At 41.1% G+C, this 15,324-nt stretch carries 15 protein-coding genes; 10 read left to right on the top strand and 5 right to left on the bottom strand.

The window, feature by feature from the left end:
* Positions 1 to 3: 3 nt before the first annotated feature.
* From EZ315_RS12995 to EZ315_RS12975, 5 genes are all read right to left on the bottom strand, one after another.
* Positions 4 to 1,257, bottom strand: coding sequence for a hypothetical protein (locus tag EZ315_RS12995; RefSeq protein ID WP_135472455.1), 1,254 nt, complete (start codon positions 1,255 to 1,257; stop codon positions 4 to 6).
* Positions 1,254 to 2,552 carry a lipopolysaccharide biosynthesis protein gene (locus EZ315_RS12990; RefSeq protein WP_135472454.1) on the bottom strand — a complete coding sequence of 433 codons (1,299 nt, stop codon included), beginning with the start codon at positions 2,550 to 2,552 and terminating at the stop codon, positions 1,254 to 1,256. Before EZ315_RS12990 ends, EZ315_RS12995 begins: the two co-directional genes overlap by 4 nt.
* Positions 2,553 to 2,562: 10 nt before the next feature.
* Positions 2,563 to 3,267: an acylneuraminate cytidylyltransferase family protein gene (locus EZ315_RS12985; RefSeq protein WP_135472453.1), complete on the bottom strand. Its 705-nt coding sequence runs from the start codon at positions 3,265 to 3,267 to the stop codon at positions 2,563 to 2,565.
* A gap of 65 nt (positions 3,268 to 3,332) precedes the next feature.
* Entirely contained in the window at positions 3,333 to 4,040 is a 708-nt protein-coding gene (locus EZ315_RS12980; protein ID WP_135472452.1) for an acylneuraminate cytidylyltransferase family protein, read from the bottom strand.
* 147 nt (positions 4,041 to 4,187) lie between these two features.
* A complete protein-coding gene (locus tag EZ315_RS12975) occupies positions 4,188 to 4,781 on the bottom strand; it encodes a UpxY family transcription antiterminator (RefSeq protein WP_135472451.1) in 594 nt (197 codons plus the stop codon).
* Between the two features lie 253 nt (positions 4,782 to 5,034).
* Here EZ315_RS12975 and EZ315_RS12970 point away from each other — a divergent pair, with 253 nt between their 5' ends.
* The 10 genes from EZ315_RS12970 to EZ315_RS12925 all read left to right on the top strand — a co-directional run bounded on the left by EZ315_RS12970 (position 5,035) and on the right by EZ315_RS12925 (position 15,320).
* Positions 5,035 to 5,637 (top strand): UpxY family transcription antiterminator, encoded by a 603-nt coding sequence (locus tag EZ315_RS12970; protein ID WP_135472450.1) that lies wholly within the window; start codon positions 5,035 to 5,037, stop codon positions 5,635 to 5,637.
* Between the two features lie 77 nt (positions 5,638 to 5,714).
* A complete protein-coding gene (locus tag EZ315_RS12965; protein WP_135472449.1) occupies positions 5,715 to 7,157 on the top strand; it encodes a flippase in 1,443 nt (480 codons plus the stop codon).
* Between the two features lie 110 nt (positions 7,158 to 7,267).
* Positions 7,268 to 7,846 (top strand): CatB-related O-acetyltransferase, encoded by a 579-nt coding sequence (locus EZ315_RS16930; RefSeq protein ID WP_170957549.1) that lies wholly within the window; start codon positions 7,268 to 7,270, stop codon positions 7,844 to 7,846.
* Positions 7,821 to 8,471: an acyltransferase gene (locus EZ315_RS16925; RefSeq protein ID WP_286052629.1), complete on the top strand. Its 651-nt coding sequence runs from the start codon at positions 7,821 to 7,823 to the stop codon at positions 8,469 to 8,471. Before EZ315_RS16930 ends, EZ315_RS16925 begins: the two co-directional genes overlap by 26 nt.
* Entirely contained in the window at positions 8,468 to 9,622 is a 1,155-nt protein-coding gene (locus tag EZ315_RS12950) for a glycosyltransferase (RefSeq protein ID WP_135472447.1), read from the top strand. The genes EZ315_RS16925 and EZ315_RS12950 overlap by 4 nt, the downstream gene beginning before the upstream one ends.
* Positions 9,619 to 10,908 carry a putative nucleotide-diphospho-sugar transferase gene (locus tag EZ315_RS12945; RefSeq protein WP_135472446.1) on the top strand — a complete coding sequence of 430 codons (1,290 nt, stop codon included), beginning with the start codon at positions 9,619 to 9,621 and terminating at the stop codon, positions 10,906 to 10,908. Before EZ315_RS12950 ends, EZ315_RS12945 begins: the two co-directional genes overlap by 4 nt.
* Positions 10,909 to 10,919: 11 nt before the next feature.
* Positions 10,920 to 12,017, top strand: a complete 1,098-nt coding sequence (locus tag EZ315_RS12940; protein ID WP_135472445.1) for a glycosyltransferase — start codon at positions 10,920 to 10,922, stop codon at positions 12,015 to 12,017.
* An 11-nt stretch (positions 12,018 to 12,028) separates the two neighbouring features.
* Complete coding sequence (locus EZ315_RS12935) at positions 12,029 to 13,138, top strand: glycosyltransferase family 4 protein (protein ID WP_135472444.1); 1,110 nt, start codon at positions 12,029 to 12,031, stop codon at positions 13,136 to 13,138.
* Between the two features lie 22 nt (positions 13,139 to 13,160).
* Positions 13,161 to 14,249, top strand: a complete 1,089-nt coding sequence (locus EZ315_RS17000; RefSeq protein WP_135472443.1) for an EpsG family protein — start codon at positions 13,161 to 13,163, stop codon at positions 14,247 to 14,249.
* A 24-nt stretch (positions 14,250 to 14,273) separates the two neighbouring features.
* Positions 14,274 to 15,320 (top strand): glycosyltransferase, encoded by a 1,047-nt coding sequence (locus tag EZ315_RS12925; protein WP_135472442.1) that lies wholly within the window; start codon positions 14,274 to 14,276, stop codon positions 15,318 to 15,320.
* The last annotated feature ends 4 nt before the right edge of the window (positions 15,321 to 15,324 follow it).

Below are 15,324 nucleotides of genomic sequence, written 5' to 3'. Positions count from 1 at the left end.
ATCTTATTCAAGCATAATCCTATGGTACTCATCTATTCCCAGTCCGACAGCGTACCTCAGTGCCTTGTCGATTCCGGTCTGGTAGTCAGCCAACGGCAGGTCCTTTATCCGGAGTATTAGCCCGGAGTATTGCTCTGGGGTGGAGAACTCGTCGTCGTATCCGGCCAGGGGTGTGTAGTTGCCGTCATAGTATCGGAGGCATGGGACGCCGCGCATCAGTGCTTCGTAATATGTGGTGGAGTTTATGGCTATAGCAAAGTCGAACGCGGTGTTGTCGATGCATTCATTTACGGTTGTTGACTTCGGGATTATCCGCATGCCGTTCTCGGATGCCAGTCTGGAATATTCGTCGTAGTCAAGGGATGGATGAAGCTTAAGGTGGAATTCCTGCCGGTCGGAGAACCTGCCGAGCATTCGGATCAAATCGCGGTTCTGCTTGTCCATGATGTACTGTGACAGCAGGACGACCCCTCTGCGCATGGGATTGTCAGCCTTCATTGGCCTGCATTCGACATTCTTGGGATAGCCTGCCACTTCCATGCGACCCTCCTCATATCCGTATTTTATGAACTCGTCCTTGGAGTACTGCCCCCAGCACAGCTGGATGTGGGAGGTCAGGTTCTCAAATGGGATGTCATTGATCGGGATGTCCCCGCCCTGTACGAAATATGTGCCTTCCATCAGCGAGTATGTCTTCGCTCCGAGATTCCTCAAATGCTGTGTGAGTATGTTCTCAAGGTTCAGGGTGTTGGCAAGGCATAGGAACTTCCTTATGTTCGAGAGGTCGACCTTAAGGAGCTCATCGATTGTGTTGCAGTAGAATGTGACCTGAGACGACAGTATGAGTCTGTCCTTCAGTGAGAGCCCGCATCCTTTCATACCGCACAGACCTGTGCGCAGACCCTTGAGTATGTTCCTGGGTGAGAACTTTATTTTCCGGTCGCTCCACCGGCTCGTGTCAATGTATGTGTTGCCTTCGCCGAGCCTTGATGCCACAGTGCTCATGAGCTCTCTGTGGTCATTGCGTAACGGATAGAACCCAAACACTGTCAGGACTGGTTTGAGCTCCGTAGTTTTCAGTTCTGTCACATCGAATGTGAACAGGAGTTTTGCGATGGACCTGACAGTCCCGAATGGGTCTGTGTTGCCTCCGGCTTTCCACATCAAATTAGCGCAAAGCACCTTGTTGAGCACTATGCCCCGATGCGTCGCAGTCAGTTTGCTGTGGAGGAGACGGTATCGTTCTTTATTAGTCATAGCTTGAATGAAAACAGGTGACGCCACGGCATGGGATATACCCTGACGGCAAGGAGCGTAACGGATACGAATATGGCGAAACTCACGAATGCCGAAGCCATAGAGACCCCCACCGGACCAAACAGCCTGATGCCTGCCCATGCAAGCACGCAGGCAATGAGGCTCCACGTGAAAGTTATGATGCCGAGAGGCTTGGTCCTGAACGTGTAGTGCGAGAAGCACACGAACATAAGATATCCACCCTGAAACATCTGTGCCAGCATTACCCATGGGAGGAATGACAGAGACCCGAGATAGTCGGCAGGATAGATGGACCTTATCATCACTATCGAAACGAGGTATGACAGGACCACGAACACCACAGTCCCTAACAGGCATAGCCTGATGAGCCTTATCAACGAGTGCTGTTGATGGACGGTCTCATTGGGGGCTTTATCGAATGCCGCCAACTTTTTATAGAGATATGGGGCATATGCGTTGTTGAATGCTGTCAGGAACATCATGACCACCGATCCCCATGTAAGGGCCACTGAATAAAGGCCGTTTTCTGAGAGGTCGCACATGTTTGTGAGAAGGATCTTTTCGACCCCGCCCCTGAACCAGAACGAAAGCGCATGCGGAATTATGGGCACTGCAAAGGACAGTGTCTGCACCAGGAACTCTTTGCGTATCCTCGCTTCAAGGTAGCCGCGTCTGTACAGGATGTAGAGGCTGATGATGCCGAACACAATGACGGAACACATCATGCTGTACACCCTTCCTTGCCAGCCGAGAAGCAGTATTATCACGAACACTACGGTGGTGGCTGCGTTCACTGCCGACTGGGATATCTGGTAGACCCCGAATGCCACAGGCCGTTCCTCGCATCGCCACAAAAGCATGTTTATGTTGGTGATGCCTGTGAACCATACCACCACAATGGCATACATTTGAAATGTGGGGCTTATGTTCAGGCCTCTGTCGATCCACCGGAATATAAACATGTTTATTATCAGGCATACGAATGTCACAACCGTGTTCAGTAGCATCATGTTGGAGACATACGATCGGATCTCGCTCTTGTCTAACTTATTGAACATGACAGGCAACGCCCCGGCTGTGCACAGAAAACAGAATACCGAGAGGATCTGGACATACACATTGAAGTTAGTCACCACACCATAGTCGCCTGGTGTGAGATAGTAGGTGATAAATGGCAGAAGCAGGAATGGAATAGCCTTGTTTATGCCGTCACATACGACATAAACAAAGGAATTCCTCACCAGTGATGAACCGAGTATCCGGTTTATAGACATTTACAGATCCTTATTTTTTACCTATGATGTAGGGGTCTATCTGACTGACGGATTCGTCCATGTCGAGCCAGGCTCGGGCGCATGCCAGGTCGAGTCCGTCGTCGATGTCACATCCGGTTCTCTTGTCCACCACGAATTTGTATGGATTCCTGCCATGGAAATATGCCCATTCGATCATCTTTTCACGCGGAGCCATGAGGATGCCGTCAGTGACGAAGTACAGTGTAGGCAACTGCTGGCTTGGGACGTGCTTCAAGCCGAGCTCGTAGTTGAGCGGGCCATCCTCATTCCAGATGTAACGCTTGAAGCTCTCCACACTCATCAGTGAGTCAAATCCCTGTTCCAATGCCGGATAATATGCTTCGATAGCCTCTCTGTAGTCCTTTGGGAACACCAATGGCGATGTGCATGTTGCCCACAGTATGGTGTCACCGTCGACACTCTCTGCAATATGACGGACCACTTCCCCAAAGGTCTTTGTCTTTTCATCACAGTACTCCGGCGCACGCTTATGGGTGTCAGCTCCGGCTGCTTTTGCCATCTCCAGCATCAGGTCGGAATCGGACGATACCACTATCTTGGTGATATCTTTCACCTGTTTCAGCTGGTTGATTTTATTCACCAGTAGATTTGTGCCTGCAAAGGGTGCCACGTTTTTGTTTTTCAGGCGTGTGCTGCCTGCCCTTACCGGGATGATCGCTGTAATTGTTTTCATATGAGTCATTAATGTTATGTCCTGGTCAATTACAGTGCATCGGCGCGGCAGCGGCAGGCAACGGTCTATTCCAGCAACTCCAGCTTTTCTATCACCGTTTTTCGGTATATCTGCTCGGCAATATAGAAATCCAATGGAGTGTCAATGTCGATCGCCTCAATGTCAGAGGTCACTACAAATCTGGGGTTCTTGCCTATTATATTGCGGTTGTTGATCAGATCCTGCCTTCCGATGACAGTGACACCGAAATTGAGGGCCACCATGTCCGGCAGGTCCTGTGAATTGGGAGCGTTGGACGGATCATAGTTCAACGGCTTGCCGTCAAGCCATAGGAACTCCTTGATCTGGCTTACTGTCGATACGCAGTCGTTTTCGCCACGTTCCGCATAGGCTCGTATGCACTGGGATATGGTTTCTGGTTTTACGAATGGAGAGGTGCAGGGGCAATACATGAACACATCCGTGTCAGTGACCTCACCGAGATTGCGGAAGAATTCACTGCCTGAACATTCGGACGAGGCGTAATACTCCTCCCTGCGGTATGTTTTTACCCCCCCCACTGCATAACATTCGTTAACAATTCGGATGGCGTCCTCACTGTTCGTATTGACGATGATCTCATCAATCTCTGGCACTTGCATCAGGGTGCGGATCTTTAGCTCCATGAGGCATGTGTCGCCGAATGGGCGCAGGTTCTTGTCCTTTACGCGCTGAGATCCCCGTCGGATAGGGATGACAGCAGTGATCTTTTGTTTTGGGTTGGAGACAATCATAAATATGGTATTTGATGACTATGAGAGAGGGTTTGCAGGCTGTTTTTATAATATGCAGAATCTGCGATTGGTCAATATGAAAGCCGCCGGGACTACCTGTCCCGGATGCCGATTGAATATGATGTCAATGTGAGTTTTTGTCATCTGTCAAAGCATTGATGAGGGCTCGACATTCAGTCTGTCTATGCGGAGGCGGGCGCAGCCGAGCACGGAGAGCTCTATCAGCAGCTCGCTGTCTCCGCCGGTGAGGTCGACGATCTCTCCCTCAAGGCCTCGGAGACCACCGCGGACGACTCGTACGCGGTCGCCGCGCCGAAATGCGCGCTCCTCTATGCTGACAGGGGTATCGGAGTTCCCCAGGATGAAGCGTAGGGTCTGCATCTGGGGCTCTGGGATGACGGCAAGGCGGCCTGTGCCTGTGGCGGCGCGGTCGGTCATGAATCGCTTGATGAAAGGGTATGAGACTATCAGACGGCGCTCCGGCTCGCTGCACCTTACGAAGACGACCGAGCGGATGACCACCTGCTCTGATCGTGCGCGCCTGCCGTTCTTCCAAACCTTCACCTGCTCCTGGGTGGCTACGTAAGATGTGTGACCTAGAGACGTGAGCTTATCGCGAACGCTTTTCTCGCTGTTATTATTTACTACAGCTACATACCACTTGGGAGAGGACACGCCTACGGCGTCGCCAACGCCTGGAAGCACTGCCGCAACGCTCGTGTCTTTCGATTCCGATGCCATCTGACAAAATAGCACTAAGTGATGCCAGTATCTCTTGCTTAGAGTGCATCACTTTTTTAAATCAAATGCAAAATTAACAAAAATCCTTATATGAGGCAAATTTAGTGAATAAAATTGGTCGGATTGTTAAACCACGGATATAACAATGGTGGCTATTGTTTTAAGATTTCAGTGTGTATTTGCAGCAATGAATTATCTATCAATTTATTATCTGATATCCGCATCTCTAAGCAAGAGATACTGACATCACTTAGTGCTATTTTGTCAGATGGCATCGGAATCGAAAGACACGAGCGTTGCGGCAGTGCTTCCAGGCGTTGGCGACGCCGTAGGCGTATCCTCTCCCAAGTGGTATGTAGCTGTAGTAAATAATAACAGCGAGAAAAGCGTCCGCGATAAGCTCACGTCTTTAGGTCACACATCTTACGTAGCCACCCAGGAGCAGGTGAAGGTTTGGAAGAACGGCAGGCGCGCACGATCAGAACAGGTGGTCATCCGCTCGGTAGTCTTCGTAAGGTGCAGCGAGCCGGAGCGTCGTCTGATAGTCTCATACCCTTTCATCAAGCGATTCATGACCGACCGCGCCGCCACAGGCACAGGCCGCCTTGCCGTCATCCCAGAGCCCCAGATGCAGACCCTACGCTTCATCCTGGGGAACTCCGACACCCCTGTCAGCATAGAGGAGCGCGCATTTCGGCGCGGCGACCGCGTACGAGTCGTCCGCGGTGGTCTCCGAGGCCTTGAGGGAGAGATCGTCGACCTCACCGGCGGAGACAGCGAGCTGCTGATAGAGCTCTCCGTTCTCGGCTGCGCCCGCCTCCGCATCGACAGACTGAATGTTGAAGCCGCTGTATGATCTATTGATTATTTAATAAACGAAATTGGTTCATAACCTATTTTTAGAGGTGAAGATTGTAAAAATCATTAATATAGATGGTATCAATCAGACGTAATTTTCTGTATAATATATTGTTAAATGTGTCAAGGGTTGTATTCCCATTGATCACAGCACCATATATATCCAGAATACTTGAACCGACAGGTGTTGGATTGTATAATTTTGCAAATACATATTCTGGATATTTTGCATTATTTGCTCTTCTTGGGATACCAGTATATGGAGTAAGAGAGGTGTCAAAAATCCGAGAGTCAAAGGAGGATCTTTCTGAATTTGTGTCTGATATGTATTCAATCTCGATCGTAACAACTGTTATGATCAGCATTGTGTATGTGTTTACAATTTTCTGTATTCCACAACTTACGCAAAACAATATAATATTTTTAGTTTCAGGATTTATTCTATATGTGGCACCATTAAGGGTTGATTGGTATTTTTCTGGATTGGAACGGTTCAAATATATAACAATTCGTGTGCTCGTTATACGATTTATCTCTATTATATGTATGTTTGTGTTTGTTAGGACAAAGCAAGATCTACTCATATATGTGATAATAGGAGTGTCAGGGACCATAGGTGGAGATATTTGGAATTATATAATGCTGTGTCGTGAAGGCATAAAGCCAAAGTTCAGGATACAAAAACTGAAAAGGCACATCAATTCTCTATGTATACTTTTTGCGTCGTCATTAGCTGTATCGGTTTATTCCATGCTTGACACGATAATGTTAGGATTTATGACAGATTATAGTGAAGTGGGATATTACAATAATGCAAATAATCTATCAAAGTCTCTTTTAGCAATAGTCACAAGCCTTTCGGCAGTTGCAATACCTCGTATCTCATATTATGCCAGTAACAGCAATTATAAAGAGATTGATATTTTGCTACAAAAATCATTTTCTATAGTATCTTTCCTGTCGATTCCAATGATGATTGGGGTAATTTGTGTGGCATCACAGTTTGTGCCATTGTTTTTTGGTCCTAATTTTGAGGGTTCTATAATCCCTTTAATCATAATGAGTGGAGTGATATGTGTGATTGGATTCAATAACATTACAGGGGGGCAAATATTAATTGGCTTAGGTTGTGATAAGCTTTTTTTAAAAGGAATTCTTACAGGTTCCGTTTGCAACGTTATATTAAATATTTTTATGATCCGTCATCTTGGTGCAATAGGGGCATCTATTTCTTCATTGACAGCCGAGATTATAATTTTTATTATTTCTTTTTTATATGTAAAATATCGTACGCCAGTCAGGTTGATTATTCCGAAAAAGGACATATGTAAAACCATAATATCATGTGGCGTATTCTATCCTTTAATATTGGGGCTGTCAAAGTTATTTAGTGGCTGGTTGCTGATCATATCCTATGTGGCAATCGGGTTTTGTGTATATATATTGTTACAGATTCTTATGAAAAACTCGACTCTCAGGTTGCTACCTGTCAACCGATTTATTAAAATGAATATTTGATGAGATTTCCGTTCAAGAATTATCTAAAAAAGATATATCTTCGATATCGGTATAAAGTGAAATTTAATGGGCGTGCCTTTATATCCGGTTGTACATTTGAGGGATTTAATATGATTGCAGATAATGTTTTCTTAATGTCTGTGGTATTAGGAAGAGGGTCCTATATCTCGTTTGATTCGCATATTTGTTGGGCTAAAATTGGTCGTTATTGCAGTATTGGAGATAATGTGAGGATCGGTTTGGGTCGGCATCCCGTGTCTGAAAATATATCAACACATCCTGCGTTTTATTCAGATGTTTCAAAAGTCTGCGGCTACTCATTTCATAAAGGAAAGCCGGAACTGTTCAAGTCACTACAATATGTAGACCGGTATAATAAATATACTGTTGAGATTGGTAATGATGTGTGGATAGGATCCAATGTGCTAATAATGGATAATGTAAAAATAGGGGATGGAGCAATTATTGGAGGAGGAGCAGTAGTGACAAAAAATGTTGAGCCATATTCTGTAGTTGTGGGTGTCCCTGCAAGAGTAATTAGATATCGTTTCCCAAAGGACAGACGTGATCATTTAATGAGAATCAGATGGTGGGACAATGACTGGAACTGGATTGAACAGCATTACACAGAATTTTCACGTGTTGATGAGTTTATGAATAAATATGGGAGTAAGGGCAATGATTCATGATGTATTATACACTATAGTAAAATGGCTTGCCAGGATATGTCATTACATATATCCATATAGATTAGCTGTTGTACAGAAGCGAGTAGTTGATCAATTTTATAATGCATGGATTAGCAAATCGTTCGTTAATTTTGGTGCCTCTTCACAAATATGTCGTCCATGTACCTTGGTCGGAGAAAGATATATAAGTATAGGTAAAAATGTCAAGATAGATCACCACTCAGTATTGACTGCATGGGATAATTATGCTGGAGACACATTTTCTCCGAATATAGAAATTGGGAATGATGTCCAAATAGGAGAATATGTTCACATAACAGCCATAAATTCCATTAAAATAGGACGTGGAACATTGACCGGACGATGGGTAACCATTACAGACAACAGTCATGGAGATACAGGTGTTGGCACATTGCATATCCAACCAACACAACGCAAACTCTATTCAAAAGGTCCTGTTGTAATAGGTAATAATGTATGGATTGGTGATAAGGTCACAATCTTGCCTGGAATAACAATTTCAGATGGAGCTGTAATCGGAGCAAATGCTGTGGTCAATAAGGATATACCCCCATATTCGTTAGCAGTAGGGAATCCTATAAAAATAGTATCATTATCAAAATGAAAACACTCAACATAACGATGCTTTTTCACTATCTTGACTCAGGAATTGTCGGGAAAGATATGTTTTTGGTGTCAAAATATCTTGGAGGAATGCTTGACGCGAATGTTGACTATGTATTTCCAAAAGCAGAGCATAATAAGCAATTTTCAGGGGTATATAGAGGTGTCAATATGATCCCAATAAAATCCAAAAGCAAATATGAAGCTACTATTTGGAGTGAGAAAGAGATGTTTTGGTATCTCATAAAAAATGCTAAGAAAATAGATGTCTTGCAGCTTTTTTGGATGAATCGAAGGAACTTGGTTTTCTCTTGGGTCTATAAAAAAATTAATCCTACAGGGATAGTATATATAAAAGCTGATATGAATTCTGTCCCTGTCTTGGGTAATGGTTTAAAAGGTTGGATAAAAGGCATGTTATATAAGTCCATTGACATACTTTCTGTTGAGACAAAGAATAATTATGATGAAATAAAAGCAGGGTGTTGTGGCGATTACTTAAAGAATGTAGTGGAATGGATGCCAAATGGGCATGACTCCGAGTTGCGACAAGACTTGCATGTGATTAGAAAAGGTTATGACAAAAAAGAGAACCTGATTATCACGGTAGGAAGGTTGGGGAGTAAACAGAAAAACACTCAAATGTTGTTGGATGCTGTTGCAAAGTGTAATTTACGGGATTATAAAGTGGTATTGATAGGACCTGTGGAACATGATTTTGAGCCGTATGTCAATAAATATTTTAAGGACAATCCAAGGCTTGCCGAAAAAGTTTTGTTCACTGGTCCTATTTATGATAAGAAAGAACTTTGGGAATGGTATAACCGGGCTAAGATATTCTGCCTAACATCCACATTTGAATGTATGGCACAGGTATATAGCGAAGCTCTCGCCTTTGGTAATTATATATTGACAACACCGGTTACAGGAGCAAAAGAAATTACTGATAATGAAGAATTAGGTAAATTCATTGCATTTGATTCTTCAACCCAATTGTCGAATGAGCTTCAGAAACTTATTGATGATGACAGTAGACTAAAAAACACTATACCTAAAGCATTTAAACTGTCGGATGAAGTGTTTAATTGGCCTTCACTCGTGGTGACTATATCTGATAAAATAAAAAAGATCATAAAAAATCGGGAAAAATGACAAACTGTGCATTCACAATTGTCGCCAAGAATTATATCGGCTTGGCAATGATACTTGAAAAGTCTATAAAGAGATATTACACAGATTTGGACTTTTTCATTGTGGTGGCTGATGAGCCATCATCAGAACTATCAGATATGCCTGAAAATATCATTTTTGCCAAAGATGAATTAGGCATTGATAATAAGAAATGGTATGAGATGGCATTCAAGTATGACTTGACGGAATTCTGCACGGCAATAAAGCCTGATTCTATACTATATATTCTTTCCCAAGGATATGAGAAGGTTATTTATCTTGATCCGGATATATATTTTTTCAGTTCGATAGCACCGATATTTGAGAGTCTTGACAGGTATCAAATCATACTGACACCACATATTACTACAATTCCTCGTTTGGGGGAGACTGATTCACCTGAAAACATATGGTTGTCATGTGGAATATTCAATTTAGGGTTTATGGGGGTGCAAGATAATCCAAAGGTGCGCAAGATGTTGAGATGGTGGAGCGAACGCCTGAGAGATCAATGCTTTGTCGATTTTGAAAAAGGAGAATATACTGATCAAAAATGGATGAATTTTATACCTTCCTCTTTTGATTCGACAGAACTTTTAATCTCAAATAATTTAGGATGTAACCTCGCGCCATGGAACTTTTTTGAGCGCAGAATTATGATGAACGGTGATGCTGCTTTTGTGACACTCAGAGAAAATAATGGTTCTAATGAGGTTTTCCCATTAATTTTTACGCATTTTTCAGGTTATGATTATTCGAAATTGAAGGATGGTATAATATTTCAGAAGAACATAGCTGACATTCGTGAATATAAAGATATAAATCTGATTCTTAATGTCTATGCCGATGCCATTCGGTCGAATCAAGAGTTATTTGATGTCACTATTAAAAGCGAATATTCCTATAATAGATTTGACAATAATATCCCTATAGAACAATATCACAGACGTTTGTACCGTGCTTATTCTGAAAACATCCAATCATCGATCTCTCCTTTTGACATAAAGTCACAATTCTACACATTGTTAAAGAATAATAGGCTATTGAATGTCAGGAGGGATAGTAATGTTAGAATTCAAAAAACAGATGTGCCTAAGGTCGGGCATAAAGTTAGGATAATTAATGCTGGATTTCGGATGCTTCATAGGCTTATCGGTACATCACAATACTTTTTGTTTTTGAGATTCCTACGAGGATATTCTCGGCCTGAAGATCAGCTCCATATTTTAGGTTATAAATCCAAGTTTGAAAATCTGCGAAAACATTAAGTCAAATATTTATGAAGGTCTTATATATATATCCTAAACCACAGGAACAACAGGCTGGGCTTGAGCGAGTAAATATTAGGAATAGAGAGCTTCTTGAACAGTCAATGGCAGAAGTAAAGACTTTTGAAGTACCATTGACAACAAAAGTACAAACATTTATAGGACTACTTGAGGGCTATTGTGGAGGTATACGGTATAAGCGGGTTAAAGAAATCTTTTCAATACTAGACGAAGAGCCGGTAGACGTTGTGTTTTTATGGAGCTCAAAATCAGGGAAGCTTGCTAAGAAAATAGCTAATAGATTCCATCAAATCAAAATTGTGACATTTTTTCATAATGTAGAGATTCAATATGGGGAAGAGGAGCTCAAGATCGCACCGTCTTTAAAAAACAGGTTCATAAATTTGGTTGTCAGATCAAATGAGCGACACGCTGTAGAAAACAGTAATTCTCTTATAACGATGAATCAGCGTGACAACATGCTTTTAAAAAGATATTATAATAGGACTGCCGATCTAATATTACCATTGGGGATGTCGGATGTTTATCTGAAGTCAATTAGTCCTGACAGATTCAATAATCCTAATATCATGTTGAAATTGATTTTTGTTGGGTCGGCATTCTTTGCAAACATAGATGGATTAGAGTGGCTTCTTCAAAATGTGTTCTCAAAACTCTCTAATGTAGAGCTGCTAATTATTGGTAAAAACATGGATAAACATTTCACGCAGTCTTATGACGATGCTCGGAATGCTCGTGTAAAGGTTTCCGGTTATGTAGAGGATCTTGAAGAAGTATATGAGCAATGCCACATTGTGATCAGTCCGATTTTTCATGGAGGAGGTATGAAGACAAAGACTGCTGAGGCAATGATGTATGGATGTCCTATAATTGGTTCGAAAGAAGCTTTTGAAGGATATGATGTGGATTATAATCAGATAGGTGCTCAATGCAATACTGCTAAGGAGTTTATTGATGCGATAAATAGGATGCGAACATCAGAAGTGTTAATCCAATGCGCCAGGTACGCTCGCAACATATTCCTTAGAAAGTATGAAACCAATGCCCTCAGTGACAAGATGTCTTATTTCTTATCATCAATGGCTTGATAATATAAAATATGGGAATCTCAAAAAATAGAAAAATCGGGCTTGTTTATCTTGGTCGAAAAGGAGGTGGAGCCACATATTCTTATGAAATGGCACAAGCCTTGATTGAAAAAGGATTAGAGATATTTGCTGTAATAGCAAAAGATATAGAGAATCGAGATCGTTGGGAAAATCTTTTTCAGAATAATGGGATGAGAATTGTATTTTTACCGACATATTCATCCAAATTTGGATTTCTGAAAAGCTTTTTACCAAATAGAGAATATATGCGATGCGTATATGATCTGAAGTCATGGGGACTTGATGTGATATATATTCCAATGTTGAGTTTGAATGCGCGAAAGATTATCAAGCATTTCAAGGGAATAGATATTGTGACAACAGTTCATGATTTGTATCCACATCCTGGCGAGCAGAATCCGATACAATACAATATATTTGAGCAAATAAAGAAGAAAAGTACAAAATTCATTGTTCTGACAAAGAGCTTTAGAAATAAGGTGGCTCAAATGTATAATGTCTCTCAGGAACGAGTGTGTTTTATACCACATGCCGGATTCTGTTTTAATAAAAACGGAGATTTGCCGAACTTCTCAACGATTAAAAATACAATATTGTTTTTTGGAAGGATCACCCCATACAAAGGTTTGGGAATCCTGCTCAAAGCTATGGAACATGTGAAAGAGACATTGCCGTCTCTTAGGCTTGTGATTGCAGGGAATGGAGATATAACAAGTAGTGAAAAAGATCTGATAAGACAAAACGCCAATGTTACATTTATCAATGATTGGATATCGGAAGATAAGATTGTAAGGCTTTTTGCGGAGTCAGATATGACCATTTTGCCATATGTGGAAGCATCTCAATCAGGTGTTGCTGCAGCGTCATTCAGTGCCGGGAGATCTGTTATAGCAAGTAATGTGGGTGGCTTAAAAGAGCAAGTTGAAGCTGGAGGCGGATTGATTGTCGATCCAGGTAATATTATAGAACTGGCAAATGCCATAACCAATTGTTATAAGCACCCCAATACTATTCGTGAAAGGAATAGACGAGCGTATGAATACTTTAAAACAGAACTTACATGGTCGGCTTCTGCAAGTAAACTTATAGAATTTTTATAAACGGATGTATTCCCAATAATAAATGCTGTTTTATTTTGCCCTAAATATTCTATTTGCATTATTTTCTATAATTGAACTTTTATCAAGGAAGTGTGGGATTACAAAGCTTCTATTTGGTACAAGTGTTTTCATTTTATTCATCCTTTCATTTATACGATGGGAGACCGGTACTGATTGGGAACATTACCTAAAAATGTATTTTTGGATTCGTGTTCCATGGGAAGATTTTGACTCTGGAATGGAATACGGATTTTTATTTGTAGAGAATTTAGGGAAATCAATATTTGATGACTATACTGGAGTCCTGTTTATATTTGCCTTGATCATATATGGTTGTATCTGTTATGCATATCCGAGGCTTTGTCGTTACCCAATGGTTGCCTTGTGGGTTTCTTTTTGCGTCACATTTGCAAGCATGTTGTTTGTTAGACAGAATGTGGCGGGAGCTATTCTCCTTATATCATTGATGTGTGCTTATAGGCATGATTTTAAAGGTTTTATATTCTCAGTATTCATAGCCTCATTGTTCCATCGAACGGCATGGGCTTTTATTATAGTTTATCCCTTATTCAATAGAGTTTACACTCAGAAAACAATAACCATTGGCTTATTGGTGAGTGTCGTAGTCGGATTAGCAATGTCCAAATTTATATTAGGGACATTAGGGGTATTGTTTTCCGGAGTGATAGAAGCGAAAATCAATACATATCTTGAGCTTGGTACAAATGACAATTCAATGAGCTACTCAACATCATTTATACTCCTAAAAGGCTTTGCTAATCGGTGTGTGCTACTAATTTTATTTCTATTTGAATTCAAGGAGTCAGTAAGAAAAAATGACCGGCTATTAAACGGACTTTTAAATGTATATGTGTTTGGGACCATACTATATTGCTCATTATTACCATTAAGCATATCCTTAGCTCGCGTTGCAGTATATATGGATATTGTTCAAATTTTTTTGATCTCAACAATTTTGGTCCATCAAAAACGAATGGCAAATCGATTGTTATTGTTCTTTGTGCTTTGGTGCTATTACATAATACGTTTCTATACATATTTAATGTCATATGAACATGAGTTCATGCCTTTTAATACCATATTTTCATAATTGGTTTAATTAAATTAAAAATATATGCGGATTTTACAGGTAATAACCCTTAGCGAATTAGGCGGAGCGCAGTCCGTAGTCATCAATCTAGCCAACAAGCTTTGTGAAAATCATGAGGTGATTGTTGCTGCTGGGGAAGGGGATGGGAAAATGTTTGATGGGCTTAGTTTAAAAGTAACTACTGAGCGAGTTCCATCTCTTATGCGGAGACTGTCTCCGATAAATGAATTAAAAGCAATGTTGCAATTGAAAAAAATATATCGTAAATATCATCCGGATATAATTCATTTGCACTCTTCTAAAGCTGGAATTCTTGGGCGTATCGCTTTCCCCAAAAGTAAGATTGTTTATACTGTACATGGTTTTGATTCTATCAGAATTGCATATAGAAAGTTCCTTCCATTAGAGAAAATTTTGCAGTATCAATGTGCATATATTGTTGGAGTTAGTAGGTATGACGAGCGTAATCTTCTTGACGAAGGAATTAATCAAAATGTGTCAGTTGTATATAATGGTATTTTTAAACCAAAAGAATTAGATGCTGACCCATTTAAAGATTTTAAAGGATATAAAGGCAAAGTGTTATGTATAGCAAGGTTGTCTCCTCAAAAAAATACTAAACTATTTATTGATGTTGCAAGATTGCTTCCTGAATATGCATTTATTTGGATAGGGAATCAGTCTTTGCCAAATTTTGATTATCCTAAAAATGTTTATTTTATAGGTAATATTCAAGGGGCTGGATCATATGCTAAATATGCCGACGTATTTATGCTTCCAAGCAATTACGAAGGCTTGCCTATGGTGATTATTGAGGCTTTATCGAATGGAACACCTGTTGTTGCTTCTGATGTGGGTGGTATATCAGAGCTACTCGATTGTGACAATGGGTATGCGTTGAAGAATGAAGCTGGTATAATGGCAGAAAAAATCAAGGAGATTATAACTTTGCCGACACAGAAGAAAGAAGCAATGTTCCGGCATTGTGTGTCAACGTATGAGAATCAGTTTACAGTTGATAAGATGGTAAATGGATATTTGAATATATATGAAAAAATTGTAAATCGATGATTGA

It is taken from the genome of Duncaniella freteri (assembly GCF_004766125.1).
Taxonomy (GTDB): Bacteria; Bacteroidota; Bacteroidia; order Bacteroidales; family Muribaculaceae; genus Duncaniella; species Duncaniella freteri.
The sequence above is the reverse complement of the archived record's forward strand: the minus strand, read 5'-3'. Positions and strand labels throughout refer to the sequence as shown.

Coding starts and splice junctions, on each gene's coding strand:
- EZ315_RS12995 (WP_135472455.1), bottom strand. CDS start 1,257: ATGACTAATAAAGAACGATACCGTCTCCTCCACAGCAAACTGACTGCG.
- EZ315_RS12990 (WP_135472454.1), bottom strand. CDS start 2,552: ATGTCTATAAACCGGATACTCGGTTCATCACTGGTGAGGAATTCCTTT.
- EZ315_RS12985 (WP_135472453.1), bottom strand. CDS start 3,267: ATGAAAACAATTACAGCGATCATCCCGGTAAGGGCAGGCAGCACACGC.
- EZ315_RS12980 (WP_135472452.1), bottom strand. CDS start 4,040: ATGATTGTCTCCAACCCAAAACAAAAGATCACTGCTGTCATCCCTATC.
- EZ315_RS12975 (WP_135472451.1), bottom strand. CDS start 4,781: ATGGCATCGGAATCGAAAGACACGAGCGTTGCGGCAGTGCTTCCAGGC.
- EZ315_RS12965 (WP_135472449.1), top strand. CDS start 5,715: ATGGTATCAATCAGACGTAATTTTCTGTATAATATATTGTTAAATGTG.
- EZ315_RS16930 (WP_170957549.1), top strand. CDS start 7,268: ATGATTGCAGATAATGTTTTCTTAATGTCTGTGGTATTAGGAAGAGGG.
- EZ315_RS16925 (WP_286052629.1), top strand. CDS start 7,821: ATGGGAGTAAGGGCAATGATTCATGATGTATTATACACTATAGTAAAA.
- EZ315_RS12950 (WP_135472447.1), top strand. CDS start 8,468: ATGAAAACACTCAACATAACGATGCTTTTTCACTATCTTGACTCAGGA.
- EZ315_RS12945 (WP_135472446.1), top strand. CDS start 9,619: ATGACAAACTGTGCATTCACAATTGTCGCCAAGAATTATATCGGCTTG.
- EZ315_RS12940 (WP_135472445.1), top strand. CDS start 10,920: ATGAAGGTCTTATATATATATCCTAAACCACAGGAACAACAGGCTGGG.
- EZ315_RS12935 (WP_135472444.1), top strand. CDS start 12,029: ATGGGAATCTCAAAAAATAGAAAAATCGGGCTTGTTTATCTTGGTCGA.
- EZ315_RS17000 (WP_135472443.1), top strand. CDS start 13,161: ATGCTGTTTTATTTTGCCCTAAATATTCTATTTGCATTATTTTCTATA.
- EZ315_RS12925 (WP_135472442.1), top strand. CDS start 14,274: ATGCGGATTTTACAGGTAATAACCCTTAGCGAATTAGGCGGAGCGCAG.